General features: G+C 65.1%; 24 protein-coding genes and 1 pseudogene. 9 read left to right on the top strand and 16 right to left on the bottom strand.

Features of this window, described 5'->3' with window-relative positions; translation table 11 throughout:
• Positions 1-120: 120 nt before the first annotated feature.
• Positions 121-1,209 (top strand): VOC family protein, encoded by a 1,089-nt coding sequence (locus ACZ4TW_RS16415; RefSeq protein ID WP_465544292.1) that lies wholly within the window; start codon positions 121-123, stop codon positions 1,207-1,209.
• Between the two features lie 78 nt (positions 1,210-1,287).
• Here the strand turns inward: ACZ4TW_RS16415 and ACZ4TW_RS16410 are convergent, their stop codons facing one another.
• The 6 genes from ACZ4TW_RS16410 to ACZ4TW_RS16385 all read right to left on the bottom strand — a co-directional run bounded on the left by ACZ4TW_RS16410 (position 1,288) and on the right by ACZ4TW_RS16385 (position 9,257).
• Positions 1,288-1,773: a carboxymuconolactone decarboxylase family protein gene (locus ACZ4TW_RS16410; protein WP_465544290.1), complete on the bottom strand. Its 486-nt coding sequence runs from the start codon at positions 1,771-1,773 to the stop codon at positions 1,288-1,290.
• Between the two features lie 73 nt (positions 1,774-1,846).
• On the bottom strand, positions 1,847-3,022 hold the full coding sequence (locus ACZ4TW_RS16405; RefSeq protein ID WP_465544288.1) for a vWA domain-containing protein: 1,176 nt from the start codon (positions 3,020-3,022) through the stop codon (positions 1,847-1,849).
• Positions 3,019-5,289, bottom strand: coding sequence for a DUF5682 family protein (locus ACZ4TW_RS16400; RefSeq protein WP_465544286.1), 2,271 nt, complete (start codon positions 5,287-5,289; stop codon positions 3,019-3,021). Before ACZ4TW_RS16400 ends, ACZ4TW_RS16405 begins: the two co-directional genes overlap by 4 nt.
• Positions 5,290-5,296: 7 nt before the next feature.
• A complete protein-coding gene (locus tag ACZ4TW_RS16395) occupies positions 5,297-6,397 on the bottom strand; it encodes an ATP-binding protein (protein ID WP_465544284.1) in 1,101 nt (366 codons plus the stop codon).
• The gene (locus tag ACZ4TW_RS16390) at positions 6,394-7,875 is read right to left on the bottom strand and encodes a DUF5691 domain-containing protein (RefSeq protein ID WP_465544282.1); all 1,482 of its coding nucleotides are present in this window, start codon (positions 7,873-7,875) and stop codon (positions 6,394-6,396) included. The genes ACZ4TW_RS16395 and ACZ4TW_RS16390 overlap by 4 nt, the downstream gene beginning before the upstream one ends.
• Complete coding sequence (locus ACZ4TW_RS16385) at positions 7,872-9,257, bottom strand: SWIM zinc finger family protein (protein ID WP_465544280.1); 1,386 nt, start codon at positions 9,255-9,257, stop codon at positions 7,872-7,874. Before ACZ4TW_RS16385 ends, ACZ4TW_RS16390 begins: the two co-directional genes overlap by 4 nt.
• 113 nt (positions 9,258-9,370) lie before the next feature.
• On the opposite strand from ACZ4TW_RS16385, the gene ACZ4TW_RS16380 reads away from it, so the two are divergent.
• Complete coding sequence (locus ACZ4TW_RS16380; RefSeq protein ID WP_465544278.1) at positions 9,371-9,847, top strand: glutathione peroxidase; 477 nt, start codon at positions 9,371-9,373, stop codon at positions 9,845-9,847.
• A gap of 3 nt (positions 9,848-9,850) precedes the next feature.
• Here ACZ4TW_RS16380 and ACZ4TW_RS16375 read toward each other — a convergent pair whose 3' ends face one another.
• The 4 genes and pseudogenes from ACZ4TW_RS16375 to ACZ4TW_RS16360 form a co-directional block, all read right to left on the bottom strand.
• Positions 9,851-11,155 (bottom strand): flavin monoamine oxidase family protein, encoded by a 1,305-nt coding sequence (locus ACZ4TW_RS16375; protein ID WP_465544275.1) that lies wholly within the window; start codon positions 11,153-11,155, stop codon positions 9,851-9,853.
• Positions 11,152-12,075, bottom strand: a complete 924-nt coding sequence (locus ACZ4TW_RS16370; protein ID WP_465544273.1) for a flavin monoamine oxidase family protein — start codon at positions 12,073-12,075, stop codon at positions 11,152-11,154. The genes ACZ4TW_RS16375 and ACZ4TW_RS16370 overlap by 4 nt, the downstream gene beginning before the upstream one ends.
• A gap of 74 nt (positions 12,076-12,149) precedes the next feature.
• Positions 12,150-12,284, bottom strand: a pseudogene (locus ACZ4TW_RS16365) (FAD-dependent oxidoreductase); the annotation flags it as partial.
• Positions 12,285-12,489: 205 nt separating this feature from the next.
• Positions 12,490-13,101 carry a TetR/AcrR family transcriptional regulator gene (locus ACZ4TW_RS16360; protein ID WP_465544271.1) on the bottom strand — a complete coding sequence of 204 codons (612 nt, stop codon included), beginning with the start codon at positions 13,099-13,101 and terminating at the stop codon, positions 12,490-12,492.
• Positions 13,102-13,310: 209 nt separating this feature from the next.
• Between ACZ4TW_RS16360 and ACZ4TW_RS16355 the strand changes: the two genes are divergently transcribed.
• From ACZ4TW_RS16355 to ACZ4TW_RS16345, 3 genes are read left to right on the top strand one after another with little or no spacing between them, the layout of a single operon-like run.
• On the top strand, positions 13,311-13,517 hold the full coding sequence (locus ACZ4TW_RS16355; protein WP_465544269.1) for a hypothetical protein: 207 nt from the start codon (positions 13,311-13,313) through the stop codon (positions 13,515-13,517).
• Between the two features lie 22 nt (positions 13,518-13,539).
• Positions 13,540-14,727: a DUF2254 family protein gene (locus ACZ4TW_RS16350; protein ID WP_465544267.1), complete on the top strand. Its 1,188-nt coding sequence runs from the start codon at positions 13,540-13,542 to the stop codon at positions 14,725-14,727.
• A gap of 5 nt (positions 14,728-14,732) precedes the next feature.
• Positions 14,733-15,593 carry an LLM class flavin-dependent oxidoreductase gene (locus ACZ4TW_RS16345; RefSeq protein WP_465544265.1) on the top strand — a complete coding sequence of 287 codons (861 nt, stop codon included), beginning with the start codon at positions 14,733-14,735 and terminating at the stop codon, positions 15,591-15,593.
• Positions 15,594-15,610: 17 nt separating this feature from the next.
• On the opposite strand, the gene ACZ4TW_RS16340 is transcribed toward ACZ4TW_RS16345, so the two are convergent.
• The 3 genes from ACZ4TW_RS16340 to ACZ4TW_RS16330 form a co-directional block, all read right to left on the bottom strand.
• Positions 15,611-15,808 carry a hypothetical protein gene (locus ACZ4TW_RS16340; RefSeq protein ID WP_465544264.1) on the bottom strand — a complete coding sequence of 66 codons (198 nt, stop codon included), beginning with the start codon at positions 15,806-15,808 and terminating at the stop codon, positions 15,611-15,613.
• Positions 15,805-16,599, bottom strand: coding sequence for a hypothetical protein (locus ACZ4TW_RS16335; RefSeq protein WP_465544262.1), 795 nt, complete (start codon positions 16,597-16,599; stop codon positions 15,805-15,807). The genes ACZ4TW_RS16340 and ACZ4TW_RS16335 overlap by 4 nt, the downstream gene beginning before the upstream one ends.
• A gap of 68 nt (positions 16,600-16,667) precedes the next feature.
• On the bottom strand, positions 16,668-17,975 hold the full coding sequence (locus ACZ4TW_RS16330; RefSeq protein ID WP_465544260.1) for an MFS transporter: 1,308 nt from the start codon (positions 17,973-17,975) through the stop codon (positions 16,668-16,670).
• Between the two features lie 176 nt (positions 17,976-18,151).
• Between ACZ4TW_RS16330 and ACZ4TW_RS16325 the strand changes: the two genes are divergently transcribed.
• The gene (locus ACZ4TW_RS16325) at positions 18,152-18,601 is read left to right on the top strand and encodes a GMC oxidoreductase (RefSeq protein WP_465544258.1); all 450 of its coding nucleotides are present in this window, start codon (positions 18,152-18,154) and stop codon (positions 18,599-18,601) included.
• A 424-nt stretch (positions 18,602-19,025) separates the two neighbouring features.
• A complete protein-coding gene (locus ACZ4TW_RS16320; protein ID WP_465544256.1) occupies positions 19,026-19,457 on the top strand; it encodes a hypothetical protein in 432 nt (143 codons plus the stop codon).
• 29 nt (positions 19,458-19,486) lie between these two features.
• Here the strand turns inward: ACZ4TW_RS16320 and ACZ4TW_RS16315 are convergent, their stop codons facing one another.
• From ACZ4TW_RS16315 to ACZ4TW_RS16305, 3 genes are all read right to left on the bottom strand, one after another.
• Entirely contained in the window at positions 19,487-20,290 is an 804-nt protein-coding gene (locus ACZ4TW_RS16315; protein WP_465544254.1) for a hypothetical protein, read from the bottom strand.
• Entirely contained in the window at positions 20,287-20,553 is a 267-nt protein-coding gene (locus tag ACZ4TW_RS16310) for a hypothetical protein (protein WP_465544252.1), read from the bottom strand. Before ACZ4TW_RS16310 ends, ACZ4TW_RS16315 begins: the two co-directional genes overlap by 4 nt.
• A gap of 299 nt (positions 20,554-20,852) precedes the next feature.
• Complete coding sequence (locus tag ACZ4TW_RS16305; RefSeq protein WP_465544405.1) at positions 20,853-21,572, bottom strand: methyltransferase; 720 nt, start codon at positions 21,570-21,572, stop codon at positions 20,853-20,855.
• Positions 21,573-22,137: 565 nt separating this feature from the next.
• Here ACZ4TW_RS16305 and ACZ4TW_RS16300 point away from each other — a divergent pair.
• Together ACZ4TW_RS16300 and ACZ4TW_RS16295 are read left to right on the top strand one after the other, a co-directional pair.
• A complete protein-coding gene (locus ACZ4TW_RS16300) occupies positions 22,138-23,334 on the top strand; it encodes an aminotransferase class III-fold pyridoxal phosphate-dependent enzyme (RefSeq protein WP_465544251.1) in 1,197 nt (398 codons plus the stop codon).
• Complete coding sequence (locus ACZ4TW_RS16295; RefSeq protein WP_465544249.1) at positions 23,331-23,909, top strand: hypothetical protein; 579 nt, start codon at positions 23,331-23,333, stop codon at positions 23,907-23,909. Before ACZ4TW_RS16300 ends, ACZ4TW_RS16295 begins: the two co-directional genes overlap by 4 nt.
• Positions 23,910-23,926 lie beyond the last annotated feature (17 nt).

Below are 23,926 nucleotides of genomic sequence, written 5' to 3'. Positions count from 1 at the left end.
GAATTGTTCGGCATTGCCGAACGACGGTGACTGGCGTCACATCGTCGGGCCATGCTCTGTTCATCCGCATTGGAACGGACGCCGAGAACCCGGCGCCCGATGAGTCACACAGGAGATCCGATGGCCGAGAATCCCGCTCGTTTTGATATCGCGCACCTAGCGCGGGTCGAGCTCTTCAGCCCCAAGCCCCAGGAGACCGAGAACTTCTTCACGCAGTTCCTCGGCATGAGGGTGACCAAGCGCGAGGGACAGTCGGTCTACCTGCGCGCCTTTGAGGATCCCTACCAGTGGAGCCTCAAGGTCACCGAGGCGCCGGAAGCCAGCATGGGACACGCAGCGCTGCGTACCCAGTCGGCCGAGGCTCTCGAGCGTCGCGTCACCTCACTGAAGAGCGCGAACGTGGAGGGCAGCTTCCACGAGGACGACTTCGGCTACGGCAAGACCTTCAGCTATCAGTCCCCCGACGGCCACAACCTGTCGCTGTTGTGGGAGGTGGAGAAGTACGTCGCGCCGCCGGAATTGCAGAGCAAGATCCTGTCCCGGCCGTCGAAGAAGCCGCTGCAGGGCATCCCCGTCAAGCGCATCGATCACCTGAACCTGATGGCGTCGGACGTCACGGCGATGCGCGACTCCTTCGAGCGTCACCTCGGTTTCCGGACCACCGAACGCGTCGTCGACGGAGACACGGAGATCGGTGCTTGGATGAGCTCGAATCTGCTGGGTCACGAGGTCGCCTGCATGAAGGACATGACCGGCGGGCGCGGCAAGCTGCACCACGTCGCGTTCTTCTATGGCAACGGCCAGCACAACATCGACGCCGCGGAGATGTTCCGCGAATATGACATTCAGATCGAGGCCGGACCCGACGTTCACGGCATCACCCAGGGTCAGTTCCTGTACGTCTTCGAACCCGGCGGAAACCGCATCGAGCTCTTCGGGGAGGCCGGTTACCTCCACATGGATCCCGACGCCACGACCAAGACCTGGCAGATGTCCGATATCGACACCGGTCTGGCCGTCGGCGGCGCCAAGCTGCCCTGGGAAACGTACTTCACCTACGGCACCCCGTGCGCGCTGGACCTGGATCGGCACATCGAGGCCTTCGCACACTTCGGCCCGGGTGAGCCGCTCCCCGAGGCGCATCTCGCCGCGGTGAACATGCCCGAAGAGATCGAGGCTTCCCGCGCCGTGGCCGGGGCGCCCGCCTGATCACTGCTATCCCCTGCCTGTTCGCAGGTCCGGCACTGCCCACCGTTTCACGCGGTGGGCAGTGCTGTTGTGCGCGGGCTATTTCGCCCGGACCCGATGCCGGCTGACGATGGAGATGCGGTTGAAGGAGTTCATCGCGATGGCCAACCAGCTGACCGCGGCGACCTCGTCCTCGGTGAGAACTGCTCGCGCGCCACGATACTGGTGATCCTGGGTCTCCTCGTCGGGCAGCGTCGTGATGGACTCGGCGAGGGTGAGGGCGGCGCGCTCCTTCTCGGAGAACAATGCCGGAGCCGCGCGCCAGGCGGGGAGGACGGCGAGGCGCTGGGTGGTTTCGCCGGCCTTGACCGCCGCCGTCGTGTGGAGGTTGAGGCAGTAGGCGCAGCGATTGATCTGCGAGACGAGCACATTGATGAGTTCGGCGAAGCGACGGTCGAAGCCCGCCGACGACACCGCACCGCGCACCGCCTTGGCGACCTCGACCTGCGCGGCGTACACCGCGGGTGACTGCTTGTCGATGAAGACGCGGGTGTGGGTGTTGCCGGCTCCGCTGCTCGCCGCCATCGGTACTCCATCCCTCCTGAGGTGACCCGGGTCGTCGATCCTTCTCGCCTCCGAGGGTAACCGGACGCAGGTTTCAGTCGGACATCCCGCGTTGTGCGAGGTCGTTGGCGTCGGCCCACCCGATGATGTCGCCGCGGCTGATGGCCACGGCGAGGAGGTCGGGGAAGGCGTCGGGTGTACATGCGAACGCGGGAACACCGAGACTGGCCAGCGCCGCGGCGATCTCACGATCGAAGGCGGGTGCGCCCTCATCGGAGAGGGCCAGCAGCACGACGACCTGCACGCCGTCGGCCTTCATCTGCGCGACCCGTTTGAGCATCTCGTCGCGCACACCACCCTCGTAGAGGTCGGAGATGAGGACGAAGATGCTGTCGGCGGGCCGGCTGATCAGTTCCTGGCAGTAGGCGATGGCGCGGTTGATGTCGGTGCCACCGCCCAGCGTGGTGCCGAAGAGCACGTCGACCGGATCGTCGAGCTTGTCGGTCAGATCGACGACTTCGGTGTCGAAAACGACCAGCGAGGTGCGGACCGAACGCATGGTGGCGATGACGGCGCCGAAGATCGATGCGTAGACGATCGAGCTCGCCATCGAACCGGATTGGTCGATCGCCAAGACGATGTCCTTGGTGACCACCTGCGAGCGACGACCGTATCCGACGAGGCGCTCGGGCACGATGGTCTTCTGCTCGGGCAGATAATTGTGCAGGTTACGGGCGATGGTGGCGTTCCAGTCGACATCATGCAGCTTGGGCCGGTTGACCCGTGCGGCCCGGTTGAGGGCAGCACCCACCGCGCTTCGGGTCCGTTCGGCGATGCGCCGTTCCACCTCGTCGACCACCTTGCGGACCAGTGCCCGAGCGGATGCCTTCGACTTCGCGGGGATGGCGCGGCCGAGGCTGATCAGGGTGGTGACCATCTCGATGTCGGGTTCGATGCTGTCGATCAGCTCGGGCTCGGTGAGCAGTGCGTGCAGGTTGAGCCGCTCCACCGCGTCATGCTGCATGACCTGAACCACGGTGGAGGGAAAGTACTTTCGGATATCGCCGAGCCACCGCGCAACCGAGGGCGCGGACTTGCCCAGGCCGCCCTTGCGGTCGCCGTCGGCGTCGTAGAGCGCGCCGAGTGCCCCATCCATCGACGAATCGTCCGCGCCGAGCGACGGTAACGCCGCCTCGGCCGCATCACCGAGGACCAGGCGCCATCGTCGGCCGCGTTCGTCGGCGGGTGCCGGCTGCGTCTCGTCTGTCATGCCAACCCCAGGATCTCGGCGACGACCGCGACGACGGGTGTGGCGAGCGCGGCGTCGAAAGTGGTGGTGACGGCAACCGGGGCCGTGGTATCTCCCAGCGACGCAACACGATTGCCGATGTTGCGGCGGACCGACGAGTCGAAGTCACCGAAGGTCCTGCGCAGCAGCGGGAGGACGTCGGTGAAGTCCTGTTCGCGTAGGCTCACGAGCCAGCGGTCGAGGACGACGAGCAGGTCACGGTCGTGCACGAGGAGGATGCCGCCGTCGCCCAGGAACCCGGCGATCCACTGCGCCTTGGCGACCGGCGTCGCACCGGTCGACAGCGCGAATCCGAGTCGGGCGGCGGCGTCACTGCCATCGATCTGGCCGCCGTCGAGCAGCAGACGCGTTGCCCGGCCGACGAGGAGTCCGTTGACCTCGGACCGGTCGGCGATCACGCGAACCGCCGCCAGCCACCGCTCCCGGTCCTCGTCGTCGAGCACGGAGACGGTGCTGTGGACGGCGTCGAGTCCCGCTTTGAACTCGGCGGCAGCGTCGTCGTTGAGGTGAGAGATCGCGGCTGGCACCCCGATGCAGATGCGGAGCAGTAACGACGACGCGACATCGCCGAGCGCGGCCGTGTCGGTACCACGGACATCGCCGTAACGACGTGCGCGGCCCAGTGCCGGCAGCGCCGACATCAGGTGCAGCACATCGTGATCGACGGCGACCCGCTCGTGCAGGGCATGCAAGACCGGTGGGAGGGCGTCGGGTAGCTCGGCGAGCAACGACGACTCCAGCGCCCCGGTCACCGTGTCGAGCGACGTCCCGGCACTTGCCTGATCGACGACTTTCGCGGTGGCGGCGGCCACGACGGTGGTACCCCAGACCGATGCCATCACGATGTCGATGACGAACTCGGGTCGCCACCGTAGCGTCCAGCCCTCCTTGAAGGTGCCCGTCCCGGTCACGTCCTTGGGCACGCCCCAGTCGACCCCCAGGACGGAGAGTCGGTGAAGGAGCAACGACTTCGCCTTGTCGGTCGGGCGCCTCAGGTCCAGGACGAGTTCCTTCGACGCGGCGTCCATCTTGAGACGTGCAGATCGCGCGGTGGCGGTGACGTCGGCCTGCAGCGGGACGACAGGTGCGTCGTCGGGGACGCTGCCGAGCCGTTCGCCGATGACCGCTTCGCGATACATCAGGTCGGCGAGTCCGGAGTCCCCCTGACACATGACCGCGAGGGTGGCCTCGTTGATCTCGGCGAGCCCGGCGAGCGGACGGCGGCGCATCACCGCCAGCGCCTCGGCCAGGCGCGCAGTCTCGATGATGTGCGCCGACGAGACGTCGATATCCTTGTCGCGCAACAGGTTGGCCTGATGAATGAGCCAGCGGACGGTAACGTCGTCGGCCGTGGTGAACAGATGGTGATACCAACCCGGCGAGACGACACCGGCTCCGTAGCCGCTGGCCGTCGCGATGCGGGAGTGCGTCCACGGCACCCAGGCCAGCTTGCTGCGGACCTTCGGCATGCCCTTGAGGACTCTGGCGTCGGCGGTGGCCGGCGGCAGCTTCCCGGACAGTGCGGGTGCGTGCCAGGCTCCGCAGATGACCGCGACGCGCTGGACCTCCGGACGCTTGAGCGCCTTGCGCAGCACCTGACGCATGTGGGCTTCGCGGCGCTGCTCGTGGAGGTGCTCCGCGCTCGGTTCGCCGAGTTCGAATGGTTCGAGATCCTCGCGCAGGGCGGCCATGGCCTCGGTGATCGCGGCGAAACCGTCTCCCTCACCGCGGGTTTCGATGACGTCATCCCACCAACGTTCGGGATCGTCATAGCCGGCTGCGGCGGCCAGGGCGCCGATGGGGTCGGCGCGCGGTGAGGGGTGCTCGGCGTCCGTCGGATCTGCCGCGGACGGCTTGTCGCGGTGTGCGAGCACCAGCGACGTCGGGAGATCGCAGAACTCCACCGGCACGCGATGGCTCACCGCCCACCGCATCGCCTGCCATTCCGGGGAGAACTCGGCGAACGGCCAGAACGCGGCGCTCGCGGGATTGTCCGCGGCATACCCGAGCAGTGCGACGGGCGGTTCCATCCCGTGGTCGATGGCCGCTGGAATGAGCGACGACGCATCGGCCGGTCCCTCGATGAGCACAGCATCCGGGCGGATGCGCTCGAGTTCGGCGATGACGGCGCGCGCCGACCCGGGCCCGTGATGCCGGATTCCCAGCACATACGTTCCCGGCTCCACCGTGCTGACGGTGCGCGCGACGATCTCCGTGGCCTCGGTCATGAGATGTTCAGCGCAGCGCCCCGCGGGCCGCACGATAGAAGTCGGCCCACTCCTGCCGTTCGCGCACAACACTTTCCAGGTACTCGGTCCAGACGACGGCGTCCGACGACGGGTCCTTGATGACGGCGCCCTGGATGCCTGCGGCGACGTCGGCGGGCCGCAGGACCCCGTCGCCGAAGTGCGCCGACATCGCGATGCCGTGCGTGATGACCGAGATGGCCTCGGCGGTGGACAGTGTGCCGCTGGGTTGCTTGACCTTGGCGCGTCCGTCCTCGGTGACCCCGGAGCGCAGTTCCCGGAAGACGGTGACGACGCGTCGGATCTCGTCGGCGGCCGACGGCAGTTCGGGAAGATCGAGGGACTTGCCGAGCGACGCCACGCGCTGGGTCACGATCGCGACCTCCTCGTCGGCGGTGGCCGGCAGCGGAAGCACGACGGTGTTGAACCGACGCCGCAGTGCGGAGGAGAGATCGTTGACGCCGCGGTCGCGATCGTTGGCGGTCGCGATGACACTGAATCCCTTGACCGCCTGGACCTCGAGCGCGAGTTCCGGGATCGGCAGCGTCTTCTCGGAGAGGATGGTGATCAACGCGTCCTGCACGTCGGAGGGGATGCGGGTCAGTTCTTCGAGCCGGGCGATCTTGCCCTCCTGCATGGCGGTCATGATCGGCGAGGGCACCAACGCGTCGATCGACGGCCCCTCGGCGATGAGGCGCGCATAGTTCCAGCCGTAGCGGATCGCCTCCTCGGGTGTGCCCGCAGTCCCCTGCACCAGCAGCGTCGACGTCCCGCTTATCGCGGCGGAAAGGTGCTCGGATACCCAGGTTTTGGCGGTACCGGGCACACCGAGCAGGAGGAGTGCCCGATCGGTGGCCAGCGTTGCGACGGCGACCTCCATGATGCGTCGGGGTCCGATGTACTTCGGGCTGATGACGGTGCCGTCGTCGAGTTCACCGCCGAGAAGATAGGTGACCACCGCCGCGGGCGATAGTAGCCAGCTCTGCGGCCGGATCCCTGTGTCGTGGTGGGCCAGGGCCGCCAGTTCGTCGGCGAAGAGCTGCTCGGCATGCGGCCTGAGTAACTGTTCCTGATCGGTACCTTCGGTCACGACACTTCCCTCTCTAGCACGGATCGGATGCGCAACGCCTCGGAAAGCGTCGCGAAGTTGGTGGCGGCGATGGGAGCCGACTCGCGCATGGCCTCGACCGTCTGACGCCAGCTGTCGGTGACGGGCAGGCCCGTCGACATCAGGTCGATGATCTGGCTGGCGAGTGGCGGGGCATGGCGTTGGCCGGAGAGCGCCTCCTGCACCATAGCAACAGCCTTGCGGCACATGACATCTGGCCACTGCGAGGGCCGTGCCCGTAGTGCGCCGAGCTGCAGCGGCGCGGGCATCGAGGAGAAGGCGTCGGTGAGGTGCTGCTCATCGGCGATCTCGACGATCTCCGGGATTGCCGCCGGATGCGCCAGTAGTACGTTGGCCCACCGGCTTTCGCCGCGGTTGATCGATGATGTGCACAGACCGTGAATCAGTTCGGTCTGGTCGGTGGGAATTGCTGCGACGATCTCCTGGGGTGTCAGCGCGAAATGCTCCTCCCACCGCGTCGGCGGAACACGGGACACCAGCTGGGACAGTACAAACGCGCCAAGACCGATGCCGCGTGGCGCCTTGAGGCTGATGCCGTCGTGAGCGAGGGAGGCGTCCGGTTCGGCAGGGCGGGTGACTTCGATGGTGCGGTGCACGGACATGAGGCGTCGGGTCTGGACGAGGCGCAGGCAGGTGGCCGCGGCGCGAAACAGCCGCTCCTGCAGTGCCGATCCGGGGATGAGGTCGAGCAATTCGGCGGCGGTGGTGCGCACGCCTTTTCGACGATCGTCGAGGGCCGATTCGAGGAACTGCTCGTCATGCTGGGAGATGTTGTGACGCAGCGCCGTGATCAGGAGTTGCCGATCCTCCCCGGTTTCGGAGGGCCAGCTCCGGGTGAGGAGATCCAGCGCGTGAACCGGGTCCCGATCGCGGAGCCCGGCGAGGTAGATGCGGCGCTGGCCAGACGTGCCGTGTGTCCAGACCGATGCGTTGGGCGGGCCCGTGAACGGCGTCGCCGACGGTGTGGTGAGGCGTGCGCCGAGCTCGGGTGCGTGCTCGGCCAGCCACCGGCCCCGCGGGCCGACGATCCGGTCGATCGTGTCGCGGATCGCGACGTCGCGCGTGGTGCGGGCGAGGAGTTCGGGGAGCAGCGTGGGCGGTGGCTGTAAGGCGTTGTCGGCGAGGAACTGCAGGCACCACTGCGCGAGGCGCGGCGTGAGGTGTAGCGCCCGGTGGACATAGGCGGTGGTCATCGGCGACATCGCGGGGCGCGCGTCATGCGGTGCCGGTGGAATAGGTCCTGCAACAACGGCATCCACTCCGACTGCCTGATGTGCGGCCGCGGTCAATGCGGCCACGGTCAGCGTCGTCGTCACCGGATCCGATGTGTCGGATTCGGGTAGCTGTGATGTGACGACCGGGTCCAGCCCGTCGAGGGTGACCGGCCGGGTCCTTACGCCGACCAGAGCGGCGGACACCGTTTCCTCCCAGGTGCTCACAGCCCGATCACCTGCCCCTGCGCGATGACCGACACGACGTCGAGCCCGCTCATCCCCAACTCGCCGAACAGCGACAGGTGGGCACCGCCCGTCACCGCGAGGAGTAGTGCCCAGCGGCTCCCCAGGTCAGCGAGCGCAACGGCGAAACCTGCGTCGTCGATGAGGGCGGGTGTGTCATCCGGGGTGCGGCCGAGGCGTCCGGCGATCACCGTCGGGCAGCTGAGGGCCCATGGATCGTCGGCGATGACCGCAGCACGACGCCGCCGTGCGCCGGCGATGTCGTCGTTGGGGAGCGTGTCGAGCAAGGCATCGGTGAGGGTGGGTGGTGGATCGACGGGGTCGACGGTGTCATAGATGCACCGCAATCCTGGTGCTCCAGGGTAGAAATACATTGTGGTACTGATGATTTCGCCGACGACGGGGCGTGCTGGGAGTATGCCGCCGACGGGAGCGTAATCAAGTATGAGTCCGTAGCGGCGGGTGGTGGTGCCCCACAGCCAGGTACGGCGGCTGACGAGATGATCCTCCTCGGCCTCGCGGCGGCCGAGCACTATCCACGTATCCGAGATTCCCTCCGTGGCAAGGACATCCGCTTTGGACACGGGATACCCGACGTGGCGCCGGACGGTTCCCGCCAACGCATCGGGTAGCTGATCGAGGTGTTGGTGTGCGACGCACAAGGACCAGATGCGCCCGTACTCCTCGAGGAGTTGTTCTGGCCAGTCGACGGTGGCTGCAGTGCCACCGGAGACCAGGGCCGGCAGGCGGCGGATGCGGTTCGCCAGACCCGGCGCCTGCGCGTCGACGAGGCGTGCCGCGACCGCGTCGAAGGTGCGGTACGGCGCGGCCTCGACGCCGGCAAGCCCCAGGCCGACCTGATCGGTGAGCCACAGTTGGAGCTCATCGATGCCGCCGCGGACCCGATCCACCCGTTGGGCGGCGGTCTTCGCTGCGCGATCTGGGTCCTTCTGTGTGGCGGTGGCCTGTTCAGGTCCGGCGGGTGATTTCTCGGCACGCTCGCTACGGGCCGCGAGCCACGTCTCTGCATAGTCCGCGGGAGCCGTGGCATCGGGGACCTCGCCCTGACTCCACAGCAGCAGCAGACCCAGCGCGTGCTTGCACGGAAACTTCCGGGACGGGCACGAACACTTGTAGGCGGGACCGGCCAGGTCGACGATGGTCTGGTACGGAGTCTTACCGCTGCCCTCGCACATCCCCCACAGCGCAGCAGAGGCCGCGCCCACCTCCGACCACGGAGTAGGCGTGGCGAGCTTCTCCCCCGCCCTCACCGACGCCGGATCCGGCGCGAGCGCCACGATCTGCTCGGCCGACCATCTGTCCGCCATGGGTTCAATCAACCACAGCCCTCCGACATCCACCACGGCGCCGCAGTCGAGCGGATGACAGTGGACAGGCTGCTCGGGGTGCCGTCCCACAATCCCTCGTCGCAGTAGCATCGTCGACGAGTAGTGATGTGTGACAGATCGGGGAGCTGATGACCACCGCATACGACTTCACGGCCACAGATATCGACGGCAATCCTGTCGACCTGAGCCTCTACCGCGGCAAACCGCTGCTGATCGTGAACACCGCGTCGAAGTGTGGTTTCACGCCGCAGTACAAGGGCCTCGAAGAGCTCAACCGCACCTACGCCGACCGCGGCCTCACCGTCCTCGGCTTCCCGTGCGATCAGTTCGCGCATCAGGAGCCGGGCGACGCCGACGAGATCAAGAACTTCTGTTCGCTCAACTACGACGTCACATTCCCGATGTTCTCGAAGGTCGACGTCAACGGAGACGACGCGCATCCGCTGTTCCGATGGCTGCGGGAGCAGAAGTCGGGCGTCCTGGGCAATCGGATCAAGTGGAATTTCACCAAGTTCCTCGTCGACCGATCCGGCAATGTCGTCGATCGGTTCGCTCCGACGGTGAAGCCGGAGAAGCTCGGCGGGGATATCGAGAAGGTGCTGTGAGCGTCACCCCCTGAGCGCCTCCACCACCTCACCCGCGGCACGTTCTCCTGCTGCGATGGCACCTTCGAGGTAACCGGCGTGTTCTGCGGCGGTTTCAGAACCGGCCCAATGGATATGACCCGTCGAGGTGGAGGCGTGGGGGTAGAAGCCGTCGGTGGTTCCCGGTTCGGGAAGGGCAATGTACCCACCGCCGACGAACGGGTCAAGATGCCACGACTTCTCGTGCCAACTCACCGGCTCGAGCACCTGCGGACCGAGGCGTCGGGCCAATCTGTTCAGCAACGCCGACCGGCGTGCCGCCGGTTCCAGCTTGTCGACGGCCCGCGCCTGGGGACCGCCGATGAGGAAGCACAGGTGTCCGGGACCGCCCGGTGGTGAGGCGTCGAAGACCGCGGCGGCCGGATCATCGAGGTGGATGGATTCCGCGTCGGTGTGATCACGCCAGAACGGCCGATCGTAGACGGCGATCGCCTTGTACACCGATCCCATGTACGTGTTCTGCTGCAGCGCAGCGTGTTCGGCCGGGAGGCCGGGATGGAAGTCGATTCCGGCGAGGAGCGGAGGCGGCACCGTGACGACAACCCGATCGGCGCGCACGGTATCCGTGGCGGTACCGATCGTCACGTCGTTGTCGTTCTGCGTGATGGACGTGACACGCGCCGCCGTCCGCACTCTGTCACCGAGCTGGGCGGCGAGTCGTTGGGCGAGAGCCCCAGCCCCCTCCGCGACGAGCGCATGCTGCGCTCCCCCACGCGTTTTCAGCATCGTCGACAGTCCACCTTGATACGCGATGAAGCTCAGGAACGCCTGCACGGAGATGCGGTCCGGGTCCGCGGTAGAGCTCACCACCGCGAGGACATCGAGTAGCCGGCGAGCGTCATCGGACGGCACCCGGACAAGCCACTGATCTAATGTGGTTGTGTTCCAACGATTCCGGGAAGGGAGATGGGAGAGGGCAGCCATCCCGGCAAGTGCGGCGCCGGCCAACGCCATCGTCGACGACGCCATCGGCACAACCCGCTCGCCGTCGAGCAGCGCCGGACTCTTCGGGGATCGCATCTCGAAGCGCGTTGCGCCGAGTTCATCGGCCAGCGCCTCGAACCGATGGTGCCCGTATCCGATCCATTGCCCGCCGAGATCGAGCGTGGAGCCCAGTGCCGACGTCTCGGTCAGTGTGCGTCCGCCGACTCGATCAGCGGCCTCGAGGACCAGCACATCGACGCCCTGCCGACTCAGCTCGCGCGCGGCGATGAGTCCCGACATTCCCGCACCGACGACGGCCACCTGCACGTCATTGTTGTTTATCATCGAATGACCTCGTCACGCCTCATCAGGATTCGAGTATCGCAGCAGCGGCTCGGTAGCCGGAGCGGATTGCACCGTCCATGTAGCCGTTCCACACGTCGGAGGTTTCGGCGCCGGCCCAGTGGATGCGCCCGACCGGAGCGGAGATGGCGGCGCCGTACTGCGTCCATACGCCGGCCGCCAATCGGCCGCCATAGCAGCCGCGAGTGAATTCCTCTGTGCGCGTGTGCACCCTCGAGGAAGCCCACGAGAACACCGCACGACCCGTCGTTCGGAGAGTTGTCCAGGACGACGTTGAACTCGTCGTCGAGGCTCATGACGAATCCGGAGAGTCCGTCCTCACGCCAGAACGGCGTCTCGTACCCGACGTTGAACTTGATGACCGATCCGGCCGGAAACTGTTGTGTCACAGCGTCTCGCGCGGCGGGCAGCGGCGGACTGTAGCGCAGGCGTCCGGCAAGGGTCTGCGGAATGGCGACGGCGACGTGCCGCGCCGAGATCTGCCCGCCGTCGAAACTGACGATGACCCCCGAATCATCCTGTGCCACAGCGGTGACCACCGTATTGAGGACGACCGCGTCTCCGAGTTCGGCGGCGATGCGTTCGGAGATCTGGTGGGTTCCGCCTACGACACGCGTCTCCTGTGCACCGCCGGTGGTGGAGATGAGCACCTCCAGGCTCGTCCCTGATCGCACATAGAAGAGGAAGTGCAGCAAAGACAGTTCGGGCGATTCGGCCGAGAAGAGCGCCGGCACGACGAGCCGGAAGAACCGGATCGCGATGGAGTTGGTGCTCTGCGCGAGAAGCCATTGGTCGAGGGTCTGCCGGTCGAGGTCGGAGGCATCCGGCGACTCCCACGGCGACGCGGTGTCGATGGTCTCGGCGAGCGCGGAGACCTCACCCCAGATCCGGCCGACTTCCACCGCGTCATCGGGATCGAGGCCGAAGGATTCGTCGGCATACCGGTGGGCGACGCCGTCACCCCGTTGCTCTGGACGCCGCCGAGGTTGCGTCCTGCGACCCGATCCCGCGCTTCGAGCACGGCGACCGACTTACCGGCCTGGGTGAGCGTGCGTGCGGCGGAGAGTCCGGCGAGGCCGGCTCCGACGATCACGACGTCGACGTTGTTCATGAAGGTCTCTCTGATGGGCGAAAGATACTGTCGGACAGGTTCTTTGACGTGATGGGCACCCTCGATCAGAGGGCTACTGGGCCGGATATCCGTACTGGTCGATCCGCGTAGATCAACTCAGTCATACAACTGACCGAGTTCGAATGTGGAGCACTCCGACGCCGCTGACAAGAGCAACGACCGCAGTGGCTGGGAAACTATGCGCTCAGGACGCCGGTGCCGGTCGCGGATTCGCGAGCGCGATGAGCATGTCGATGATGACCTCGAGATCGGCGGCTGACCGCACGTCGTCGGGGTCGCAGACGTACTGCAGGATGAGCCCGTCAACGCTGGCGAGCATGACGCGCGCGAGCTGCTCGAAGGGCACCGCGACGACTTCCCCGGCATTCTCGGCCGCCGATCGACACCACCCGGCGACGACGTCCGCGTAGGACTCGTACTGCCAGCGCGCGAGCTGCTCCTGGCCGGGCGCACGCAGGGAGTAGGTCGTCAACTCGTACTGCATGATCTGCAGGTTCCGGTCCGCGGCGAGCTGAGACCAGAATGCCCGGAGACCCTGGCGGATCGCGTGCTCGACGCCGTCGCCGGTCTGGACCGACTCGGTGAACACCTGGCCGATCTCCGTGACGAAATCCTCGATGACCGCGCGCAGCAGACGCTCCCGACTCGGGAACACGTACTGCATCGTGCCGAGTGGCACGTCGCCCTCCGCGGCGACCGCACGCAGCGATGTCTTCGCGACACCCTCCCGGGACAGCACCCGACGTGCGGCGGCAACAAGCTGCTTGGTGCGCACGGCGGCTTCGATCCGGGCCATCGGACTCCTTCCCTGCAGCTACATCGCACGCGGTTCGGCGGGATGTGCGTCGTCGTCCAACCTACGACATCGCGGCCACACTCCGGACACATCGGGCTTGGTTCACCGCGCGTGCGGGAATCACCGGGGCCAACGCCCGAACAACTCGACAGGCCCATTCCCGAGTGCAACGCTGGGAGTCACCACTCGACGGCTGAGGAGCACCTTTGTTGGAGATCCACTACACCCAGCACGGCGGACCCGAGAAGGTTGCGACGTATGCCAAGCCGACGGATTTCCTCGCCGTGGAGTTCCTCGAGGTCCCGCCCTTCGACGACCGCGATATCGTGACAAAGGCCGAGCTCGACGGCGCGCAGATCGACCTCGCGGACTCGACGATCGGCGGGTTGTTCGCGCACTTCAACGGCACAGCGTAGGCGCCCGACTACCGTGATGGACGTGCCTCGGGTCAAACGTTCGACGCGCGCCGGGATCACTCAGGGCGTTGCGGTGCTCGCCGGCATCGCCGCTGCTGCCGCGCTGCCGCACATCGGTGGCGGGCCGGTGATCCAGACGTCGTCGATCATCCCGGTGATGCTCGGTCTGGCCGGCGCCGTCTTCGGCGCGATCACGGTCATCTATTCGGTGTTGTTCCTCGTCATCCAGTGGGTCGCGAGCACATTCACCCCGCGCCTCACCCTGTTCCGCGACGCCCCGGTCGTGTGGCGCACCGCGGCGCTCGCGATCGGGATCATCGTGTTCAGCATCGGATCGGTGTTGTTCACCGCGGATCGCTCCCAGGTCACCTTGGCGATCCCGATCGTGGCGATCACCCTCGTGCTGCTGCTGTTGATATCCGCGCGCGCCATGCTTTCCCATGCCCTGACGGCCACCCAGATCTCCCATGTCCTCGTCTCGATCAGCGATCGCGGGCGGGTGACACTGGCGACCGCGTACCCGTCGACCGACGACGAGGACTCCCGCGACACCGAGTCCACCGAGCACCTGCCCGATCGGACCGTCGACGTCCGGTGGACCGGCGCACCGATGGTGCTGCAACGTCTCCGGTTGAATCACCTCGTCGATCTGGCGACGGACAGCGGTTCGGTTGTCCGCCTCAACGCACCGATGGGGTCGACGTTGCGCACAGGCGAGTCGATCGCCACGATCTACGGCGGATCTCTTCCCGCGGCGAAACTCCTCGCGCAGTTCGTCGGCGGACCCGAGCGCACCTTCGAGCAGGACCCGTTGCTCGCCTTCCGCCTGCTCGCCGACATCGGTTTACGAGCCATGTCTCCGGCCGTCAACGACCCGGCATCGGCCGTACAGGCCCTCGACGAACTGGAGTATCTTCTCGCACAGGCCATGCCGATCACCGGACGGTCCCGCAGCTATTTCGACGACGACGGCGCGGTGCGGCTCATCATCTCGCGTCCGAGCTGGTTCGACATGCTGCACACCGCCATCGATGATCTCCTGCCCGCATCACTGCGGTCACCGTTGGTCCTCGAGAGCATCGAGGGGGTGCTCGGCCGGCTGCACGAGAAGTCCTCCGACGACGCGCAACGCGCCGAACTGTCCCGTCGACTCGCCTGGGTCCGCGCCGAGCGCTCCGCGAACTTCCCCGAATTGGTCCCGCCACAATGACTCCCATGCGCTACGGCATCTGCATTCTCCCCGACCGGACCTGGCGTGAGGCCGCTCCACTGTGGCAGCGTGCCGAGACGATGGGCTTCCACCATGCGTGGACCTACGATCACCTCGTGTGGGGCGGCCTGCCCGACTCGCGCTGGTCGTCGTGCATACCGACCCTCACCGCCGCCGCGATGCTCACCACGCGAATCGAGTTGGGTGCCTTCGTGATATCCCCAAACTTTCGGCATCCGGTGTCGTTCTCACGTGAGGTGCAAACGCTCGCCGACATCTCCGACGGCCGGTTCCTCGTCGGCCTCGGCGCCGGCGGAACCCCCGACGACACGCTCCTCGGAGGCACACCGTTGCCGCCGAGAGAACGCGTGGATCGGCTGCAGGAGTTCACCATTCTGCTCGACCGCACGCTTCGCGAGGATCACGTCGACTTCGACGGCGACTACTTCCGCGCTCGCAACATGCGACTCGTCGGCGGCCCCGTCCGCGAGCGGGTGCCACTGCTGCTCGCGGGCAACGGACCGCGCTCGGTGCGCTTCGCCGGCCGGCATGGCGACGGCTGGATCACCACCGGCCCCTCGGGCGTCGACACCCTCGACGCCTGGTTCGACGGCGTGGCGGCGAGTTCCGCCGTCCTCGACGCCGTTCTCGCCGAGCAGGACACCCCCGGTTTCCGTCGCTACCTCAGTCTCGACTCGTCGCCGCGCAGCTCGGTGGAAAGTCTCGGAATGTTCGACGACATGGTCGGGCGCGCAACCGAACTCGGGTTCACCGATGTCGTGCTGCACTGGCCGCGCGACGACGAGCCCTACCGCGGTTCGGTCGCTGAACTCGAGCGGATTGCCGCCGCGCGAATCAGTGGCTGAGGGCCGCCGTCGACGGATCAGTCCGACGTGATCTCGGTGACAGCCCGTTGGAGGGTCGCTGTGGCGATACTCGGATCGACGTGTGGTTGAAGCACCTTCTGCTCGGTGTTCGGTGCGATGAACCCGCCTGCTCCGTTGGGCCCCGTGATCGTGGTGGTCGTACACCTCTCCGAGATCTCGAACCCGCCGCCGGTACCGAGCATCTCGGTGATCATCGTTCGAACACTCCCACGTTTCTCAAGATCATTGCCTGGACGGCGTGGGCGAGATCCGGGATCGGCACGAGGTTGTCGTAACTGTCACCCCAGCCCGACCCGTCGGTCTTCTCGACGTCGACGGCCCAGCCGAGGGCATCGGTATTCTCGGCGACCACGACGAGTGAGTCGAAGTCCGGCCACCGGCTGCGTGGGAGTTCGGTGCCACCGGGTTCGTTCAGGATCATCAGATCTTCCCCGTCGGGATCGTTGACGTTGATCCACCTCTCGGCGACTGTGTGCATGTCGCCGACCGCTACGAGTCCGACCTCGTCGAACTGATTTCGGAATCCATCGTGCACCGACGTCGCCAGTGTCCCGCCGATCGGTAGAACCGATGTCCAGTACGGGGGTAACTCACCCCCGAAGGGCCGGTATCCGAACCACATTCGGAAGGGAAAAGTCTCCGTCAGGTCGCGGAAGAAGTACGCGAGAACGACCGTCGTGCCGGCTTCATCGTCCGGTTGTGGCCCATGATTCAGCGCCCGGACCCAGTGGTAGGGCGTCTGCATACGCACCAGCCCGAGGTGTAGGAGGTGGTCACGGATGAACTCCGCGATCAGCGGGAACTGTGGACAGTGCAACGTCCACTGGTCGCTGATCCTGGCGGCGACGGACTCTGGTGGGGCCGAGACCAACTCGCGCCACACCTCGGGAAGCTCTGCATGCTCGGTTGCCGAGAGCTCGGAGAGCTCGATGTATGCGGCACCGTGCGGACCGACGAAGTCGGCTCGGACCTGCTCTGCTGTCAACAACGCACTCAATCCTCTCATTGCGCGGCCAACGCTGTGCCACCGGCGAGCAGGCCGGCCCGAGCGACCTATCCCGGGATCGGCCGACCCGACTGCTCCGACCAGAGTTCCGGGTCGTCGTGCAGCAGCCGATTGCGGCCCTTGCGGCGGTATCGCCAGATCTGCACGACGCCCACACCCCACAGCAGGAACTGCGATGACATCGCCCAGGTGAAGGCGTCGGAGGTATAGCCGTCGACGCCATCGGGAGTGCGCCAGTCGAGGATCAGCCCGATCATCGCCGCCAGCATCAGGCTCGCGTAGAAGCCGCCCTGATTGATGATCCCGGTGGCGGTACTCACCCGGAATTCGGGATTGGAGGTGCGGCCGAGGTCGAAGCCGATCACCGACGCCGGGCCACCCGCGCCGGTCACCACAACGAGCAGGATCAGCAGCCAGTAGGGCGCGTTCCCCGGCCACGCGAGGACCAGCGCCCAGGTGCCGGCGATGGTTCCGATGACGGTGAGGACCAAGGTCGACCGGTGCCAGGGCCAGCGGGTGATGAGCCAGCCGAACAGCGGGCCACAGAACATGATCGCCAGCACCATGATGGTGAGCAGCACGCCTGCCGACCCCGAGCTCACGCCCTGGCCCTGCACGAAAAACGGATAGCCCCACAGCAACCCGAGGACCGTCGCGCTGAATTGCGTGGAGAAGTGCACCCAGAATCCCAGGCGCGTACCGGGATGCTCCCACGACGCCGCGAGACTGTTCTTGATTCCCGAGAGTCCCAGTAGCGGACCCGACGTCGTGCGGGCGCGCGGCGAATCGCGCACCACGAACAGCGCGACGACGAGCAACACGGCGCCCAGAACCGCAGTCGCCAGATAGGCGCGCGTCCAGCCGAGTGCGGACAGTGCCCAGGTCATCGGGACCGCGGCCGCGACGGCGCCGAGTTGCCCGAGCATGCCGGTCACCTGCGTCATCATCGGGATACGGCGGTGCGGGAACCAGGTGCTCACCAGGCGCAGCACACACACGAAGGTCATGGCGTCGCCGACACCGACAAAGAACCTCGACGACAAGGCCCAGCCGTAGTTGTCGGCGAACGCAAAGCTCAGTTGGGCGAGGGTCAGGATGAGCGCACCGGTCAGCAGCACACGCCGCGGCCCGAAGCGATCCACCATCAACCCGACGGGGATCTGCATGAGCGCGTAGACCAGCAGCTGCAGCACGACGAACGTCGACAACTGTGCGGCGCTGATCTCGAACCGTTCGGCCGCGAGCAGACCCGCGACGGCAAGCGACGAGCGGTGCAGGACGGCGACGAAGTACAGGGCCAGCGCGACGAGCCAGATCGTCCACGCCAGGCTACTGCGCAAAGAATCGACGACCATGTTTCCATTGTCGGCGACGCGGGCTCCCACCGGAAGCCACCCCCGGTTGGCTTATCAGAATAAGCTGGCGCTACCCGATCTCGATGAGAGTGGGACCATGGATCGCCACAGTTTCCTCAAGTACTCCGTCGCCGGGGCCGCCGCTGCTTCTGTGCCCGCGCTGCGTGTGTGCGCTGGTGAACAGCACCTATTCATTCGAGCCGCGTGATGCGCTTGCGGCAGCAAACGACACGTCGGCGATCAAGGTCGCGTTCACCTCGGTGGACCATACCCGCGGCACCTTCCGCTTCGACCGGGCAAGCAATCAGGCCATCCTGCACTACCCGGCGGGCGGCAACGCTGATATCGCGGCGAACTGCACGTGTATCGTCCACAAGCTCGCGGACCAATCCGGGCTACCGATCGACGGCATAGTGTACGAACCCGATACGACATGGGCCCACTGCCTGGGCGGCGCGACTCTCGGCACGGCGTGCGACAGCTACGGCCGGGTTAGGGGGTGCAAGAACCTTTACGTCAACGACGGCGCGATGCTGCCCGGTTCCGCGGGCGCGTCCAATCCGTCGCTGACCATCACGGCGGTGGCGGAGCGCAACATCGCCACGGTCGTGAGTGAGGGCGGCTAACACGGGTTGTTCCGTCGCGACACCCCGTCTGCGACGGCGGTCGCGCCGATTCCGGTCGGATGCCCAGTTCACGAACACCGCCGCCGACGCCCACCCGGCGCAGATGCCCACGGTGATACGCTCCAGAGTTGTTGTGGAGGCACGTGTTTCGCTATTCACGGGGAGAGCCGCGATCCGCGCGGAGTCAACGAGGGCGATGGCCATGATGGTCAGCAGCACCGATGGCAACCAGTGTGGCGACGCCGCCGGCACGATCAGCCACAGGAACACCACGCCAGTGGCAATCGCCGGGATGTCGCGGTTCACCATCGCCTGTAATGGAATCGACGTCGCTCCCGCAGCTGTTCCTGTCCTGAACTGGCTTTTTCCAGGATCTGGGCTATGGTCGAAGGGACTACCTGCCCCGTGAAGGAGTGAGTCAGTCGTGAAACCTGTTGTGATGGAGTGCCGTATCCTGTTGTGCGCGTCGCCGCAGCGAGTCGCTCGTTTTGTTCGACACGCGAAAACGGTTGCGGCCCAAAATTTCCCTCCGGAAGTACGTCATTCATTCTCGGTGGAACCGATCGTTTCTCCGATGCTGCGTCGCCAGTGGGATGGTGACAACGGCCCAGATACCGTCCCGGCCCCGCTCACGCGCGACGTGAGCCTTGCGTTCTCGGGACCCGCCGAGTACGTCACTGCGCCACAGCTTGATTCCGTCACACGTGATGTACTCACCGACCTCGAGCCTCATCCCGGCAAGTTCACCGAGGAGATCACGCCGTGGATCCTCACGCTGACGACCGAGACTGACGATCATTCGCGCCGGATCATCGCCGGCCGACACCCCGGTATCAGCACGGACACCGTGCACTGAAGACGGTGCGACGCCCGCGAATGTCCCCGTCACTGGTCGGCAAGGTCGGGCGTGTGAGGAGGGGCGGCGTCAATCCAGGTGCCGAAGTGTCGGCCACAAATGCTTCGGATCATGCGGATCTTTGCACAACGCAACGGGCTCGCCTTGCTCGTCGTTGTCGACTCCGAGTCCGTTGTCGAGCTTCGCCAGAACCGTGCACGATTCGAACAGTGTTGCAGCCCTGCGTCACTGTCCCCGATGAGAAGTACGGCGTCGGTGTCCTCAGGGAGGCGTCGTTCGTCGTAGAGGGCGTTCTGGGCGGAATATGTTGCGGGCAAACCGAACTCGGGGCCGTAGCGATCCAACGCCCCGGCCTGGCCGTAGTTGGAGGTCAGAATCGGTGGTCTCGGTGCGGGGAGATCGTCATAGATCCGCGCGATCTGCGCGACGTACTGGCTCCATCCGATCTGGTTGGCGGCCATCGGTCCTGCATCGACCACCGTCGCCCGGCCGACGACGAGCCAGCCGTCGACGTTGCGTCGCGGGGATCGCAGCAACCAAACGATCCCGGTTCCCCACACCACCACCAGCGGTGGGCCGAGCAGCACGATGAGCATCAGGACGAATCCGTTGCGCACGCCGGTGGCGTTCTCCGCGTCGGCCAGGTGCAATGTCATCCGAGCGATGGCCGGCGTCAAAGGAGGTTGATCGACGTAACCCCAGGCCGGTTGCAGCATGCGGTAGTAGAGCTCGTCGCGCTGATAGTCGTAGCCAAAGGAGCTCACCATCAGCAGGGCACCCTGGGCGGCTGCTGCCGCCCATACCGGGCCGCGTGCGAACTTCTCGACCGTCATCCTGCGCCGTCAGTCGACGACTCGTCGATCAACTGCTCGACGGTAGCTGCATCGATCGGCTCCGCGAGCGCGAGTCCGCACCCGTACGGAACGCCCTTTTCCAGAGCGGCGTCGAGGCGTTGTTCGGTATCGAGAACATTGGTGCCGACGCCGATCCCCATCGCCTCGCCCACCGCGATGACAGCACCAACGGCGGCACCAGCCGTCGACGGCGAGGCGCCCGCATCGTCGAAGAGCGCGCCGTCGATCAGCAACAAATCCACCCCGGGATCGGCGAGGATCTCGAATGATTTTGCGCTGGAACCGAATCCGGAGAGTCCGTGTAGGTTCCACTGAAACTTGTCGGACGACAGCCTCCCGGCCAGCAGCTTTCCGGCTTGTGTCGGAAGGAAGTTCCGCCTAGGTCTGTCGGAATCCTATTCCTCTGCACGCCGTTCCGGCCTACCATTCGTCACCGTGACGAATTGGCGCCACCCCGGCCCGGCCACCCCCGTGGCAGACTGGTCGGCAACCTGAGGATTTGAGACTGATGGAGCGTTAACCTCGTTCGTTATAAGAGGCGTCAGTAGCTCCGAGTTATTCGATGAGTGAAGTAAGTCACGTACTGGTCGCCCTTCTGCACTTCCCGTTTCGACAGGACTTCGAAGACGTAACGCTCCTCCAATAGGAGTTGATGGAGGTATCCCAAATCACCGGAGGTGCCGAAAAAAATCAATGCGCGGCCATCGACATTGAGGAATTTATTTAAACCTCGAACGAAGGTGGTTAACGCACAGTAGTCAACGTCAGTGCTGGCCATTTCCAGCAAGTCCCGGGGCGCAAACCAACGGGACGGAGGATCAAAGATCACCAAGTCAAACTTACCCTCGACTGCGCTGTAGACATCACTGTGCCTGACGTCAACCCGATCGGCAACGCGGTTCCGGATCGCGTTGCGACGAGCCGCTTCCACTGCATGCGGATTGATGTCGACCGCGAGGACGTGTTGGCTCTTGGTGGCCGCGAGGATGGCGTTGACGCCGCTTCCTGTGCCCATGTCCAGCACGCGGTCGTTGGACTCGACTTCGTTCAGAACCACGGTGCCTAGCAGCTCGGAGAGCGGTGTAATTGGCATTACGTCGGCGGGCACCTCCAGAGTCAGGCCGAGGTATTGATAGGTCGACTCGCCACGAATCCGAGCCCTCTGATAGGTCTGCTCGTGCCAGTGCTTGATTTGCTGGGCGTAGTCTCTGGAAACTGTCGGTCTGTATCCACTCTCAGCCGCAGCAGGCGGCCAGTCCATGTCCGTCACCCCAACAATTCTAATTACAAGGTGCCAGGCAGAGCTCCTTCAACAAGCGGCGGAATACAACCATGGTTAGGAATCTCCGCAAGGGAGACGTGACGGTTCGCTACGAGCAACGATGGGGCCTTCGATCTTCGGCCCCCACCGATCGATCGGCTGAGACACCCTGTCATCACCCAGCCGTGACGAGACCAAAACACGCACTGCTCGGGATCAGCCGCTCAAGCTGACACGACCACACAAATCCTGCTAGAACCTGCCTATGCGTATTTCGTCAAGTTCACGCTTTCAGCTGGCGGCTTTGGAGCCACTCAGCAAGTTTGCTCAGGTTGCCGCAGGTTCCTGCCTGGACCCTGAGCACCCAGACTCGGAGGGCGCACCTGAGACACTAATCGCCAAGAGCGCGGACTTCTTCACGAGTGGAGGGTCATGGCCGCGTGACGTTTGGGTGACAGGTGGACTCGGGGCCACGCTCGACGCCATCCGGGTCGCTACAGGTGAACGGCAAGATGTAATCGACCTCTGCACCATTCTGACAGTGCTCGGAATTAACGATCCGTGGGTGAAGCTCAAACAGTTGGCCTATCTCGTGTCCCGACGCCCGCATCACGTGACGATCAGGCTGGGTTGCGACATGTACTATCGCGTCGCGCGCCGCCTTCTGAAATGCTTCGACGACCTAGACGAGCCCGGCGCATACGTCCTCAACATGCGACAGTGCAACGGATCCGATGCTGTCGAGCTGGCTCTTCATTCGGCCTGGAATGCGGCGCTTCCATCCCCGGAACGGCGACGCCTCTGCACCTTTCAGGGCTCGTACCACGGCGAGAATCTGACGGCCAGCATCATCAGCGATCACCAGCCGCAACACGGGTCCGGGCGACTCCTCGTGAATGCCCTGAGCAATGTGGCACTTTTCCCGTCTCCTACGTGTGGGGAAGATGGCAACCTAAGTTGCGAGGCTTTGGCCACGCTAGACGAGCTGGACCGGGATGGTGATGAGTATTTCGCCGTCATCATCGAGCCTATTCAATGGCGGAACTCAGTCCATGCAGTGCCGATTGAGTTCCTCCGACGACTCCGTGAAATCTGCACGCGCAAGTCGATCTGCCTAGTGTTCGACGAAATCCACAACGGGTTCGGCTACACGGGCACGATCTCATTCGCAGAGAACAGCGGTGTGCTTCCGGATATTACCGCACTGAGTAAAGGCTTGACTTCTGGGCATGGGTCGCTTGCAATCACAGTCGCCAGGACCGCTTTCAGCCAGGTGGACGGAACGTTTGCTGGTAAATCCAACGCTGCAGACATGATGTCGCTGGTCGCCATCGACGCAGTGCTAGACAGACTCCTGGGTGTCCTGCCCGACGAGGCAGACGCCCTACCTACCTGGTTGCCCGCGGATTTTGCCGACGAACTCAAGCAAGGTCTGCTGAAATCTTCATACGCCGAGACAGTGATCCGAGTCGACTCTCTGTGCGCGGTACTCCGTAGTCGCTTTCCAGCCCGGGTGGGAACCTCCACAGGAATCGGACTCGTACGTGGACTAGTGGTTCTCGATGGGCATGGAGATCCGTCGGAGGAAGTTGCCGCGGCAGTCGCGAGGATTGGATTGGCTGAGGGCGTCTACGTACGACAGGCTGGTGCGGCCCTTTTCATCAAGCCGAGTCTGGCACTTACCCAGAACGAAGCAGACCAGGCTCTAGCGGCGCTCACGCGGGTCTTCGAACAGCTCGACAAGCCTGAAGTGACGGCGTGAGTACACAGCAAGGACTTCGCCCGTCACTCAACGTCGCGGTCGGCGGCCCCCAAGGTGTCGGGAAGTCGACACTGCTCAGGCTGCTTGCAGATCACCGGTCGGACTACGAGACGATCTCGGTAGGCGACCGGTTTCCTGCGGATTTCCGATCCCTGGAAGACGTTGCGCGGGCTCAGATCCGTGACCAAGCAAGTGATTACCTTGCGACAAGGCTCAAGGGCTGCACCAACCGAGTTCTGCTTGTCGACTTACACTACCTCGATCTTAGAGAGACCGACCCTCACATTCAGCGACCTGACATCCTCGACTTGTTCGATCTCCACGTTCTACTTTCATTGCCCGCCGTGATGCTCGCCTCCCGGCGGGCGGCAGATCCCAACAGGATGGATCGATCCGTTTCGATCATCGACGCCGAAAGAGATCTCGCGGCACACCTGACGTACTTCGGGAGCGCATCCTGTGTCAGCCAGAAATCACTCGTCCTGGATTGCCAACAAGAGCCCCGATTCGTGGGTGAAGAACTCCAGCGGCACATCGACGCAGCCCTAACCGAGCGCGAGCGTCGCCTCAAGTAACTACCTCGGCCCAAAGC

Source organism: Agromyces sp. NPDC029043, assembly GCF_055564615.1.
This window is presented reverse-complemented; position numbering and strand designations above follow the sequence as displayed.

Excerpts from the sequence above, each read along its gene's own strand:
- ACZ4TW_RS16380 (WP_465544278.1), top strand. The coding sequence starts at position 9,371 with ATGACCACCGCATACGACTTCACGGCCACAGATATCGACGGCAATCCT.
- ACZ4TW_RS16400 (WP_465544286.1), bottom strand. The coding sequence starts at position 5,289 with ATGACCGAGGCCACGGAGATCGTCGCGCGCACCGTCAGCACGGTGGAG.
- ACZ4TW_RS16415 (WP_465544292.1), top strand. The coding sequence starts at position 121 with ATGGCCGAGAATCCCGCTCGTTTTGATATCGCGCACCTAGCGCGGGTC.
- ACZ4TW_RS16340 (WP_465544264.1), bottom strand. The coding sequence starts at position 15,808 with ATGATCACCGAGATGCTCGGTACCGGCGGCGGGTTCGAGATCTCGGAG.
- ACZ4TW_RS16315 (WP_465544254.1), bottom strand. The coding sequence starts at position 20,290 with ATGACGGTCGAGAAGTTCGCACGCGGCCCGGTATGGGCGGCAGCAGCC.
- ACZ4TW_RS16360 (WP_465544271.1), bottom strand. The coding sequence starts at position 13,101 with ATGGCCCGGATCGAAGCCGCCGTGCGCACCAAGCAGCTTGTTGCCGCC.
- ACZ4TW_RS16330 (WP_465544260.1), bottom strand. The coding sequence starts at position 17,975 with ATGGTCGTCGATTCTTTGCGCAGTAGCCTGGCGTGGACGATCTGGCTC.
- ACZ4TW_RS16405 (WP_465544288.1), bottom strand. The coding sequence starts at position 3,022 with ATGACAGACGAGACGCAGCCGGCACCCGCCGACGAACGCGGCCGACGA.
- ACZ4TW_RS16375 (WP_465544275.1), bottom strand. The coding sequence starts at position 11,155 with ATGATAAACAACAATGACGTGCAGGTGGCCGTCGTCGGTGCGGGAATG.
- ACZ4TW_RS16305 (WP_465544405.1), bottom strand. The coding sequence starts at position 21,572 with ATGGACTGGCCGCCTGCTGCGGCTGAGAGTGGATACAGACCGACAGTT.
- ACZ4TW_RS16345 (WP_465544265.1), top strand. The coding sequence starts at position 14,733 with ATGCGCTACGGCATCTGCATTCTCCCCGACCGGACCTGGCGTGAGGCC.
- ACZ4TW_RS16410 (WP_465544290.1), bottom strand. The coding sequence starts at position 1,773 with ATGGCGGCGAGCAGCGGAGCCGGCAACACCCACACCCGCGTCTTCATC.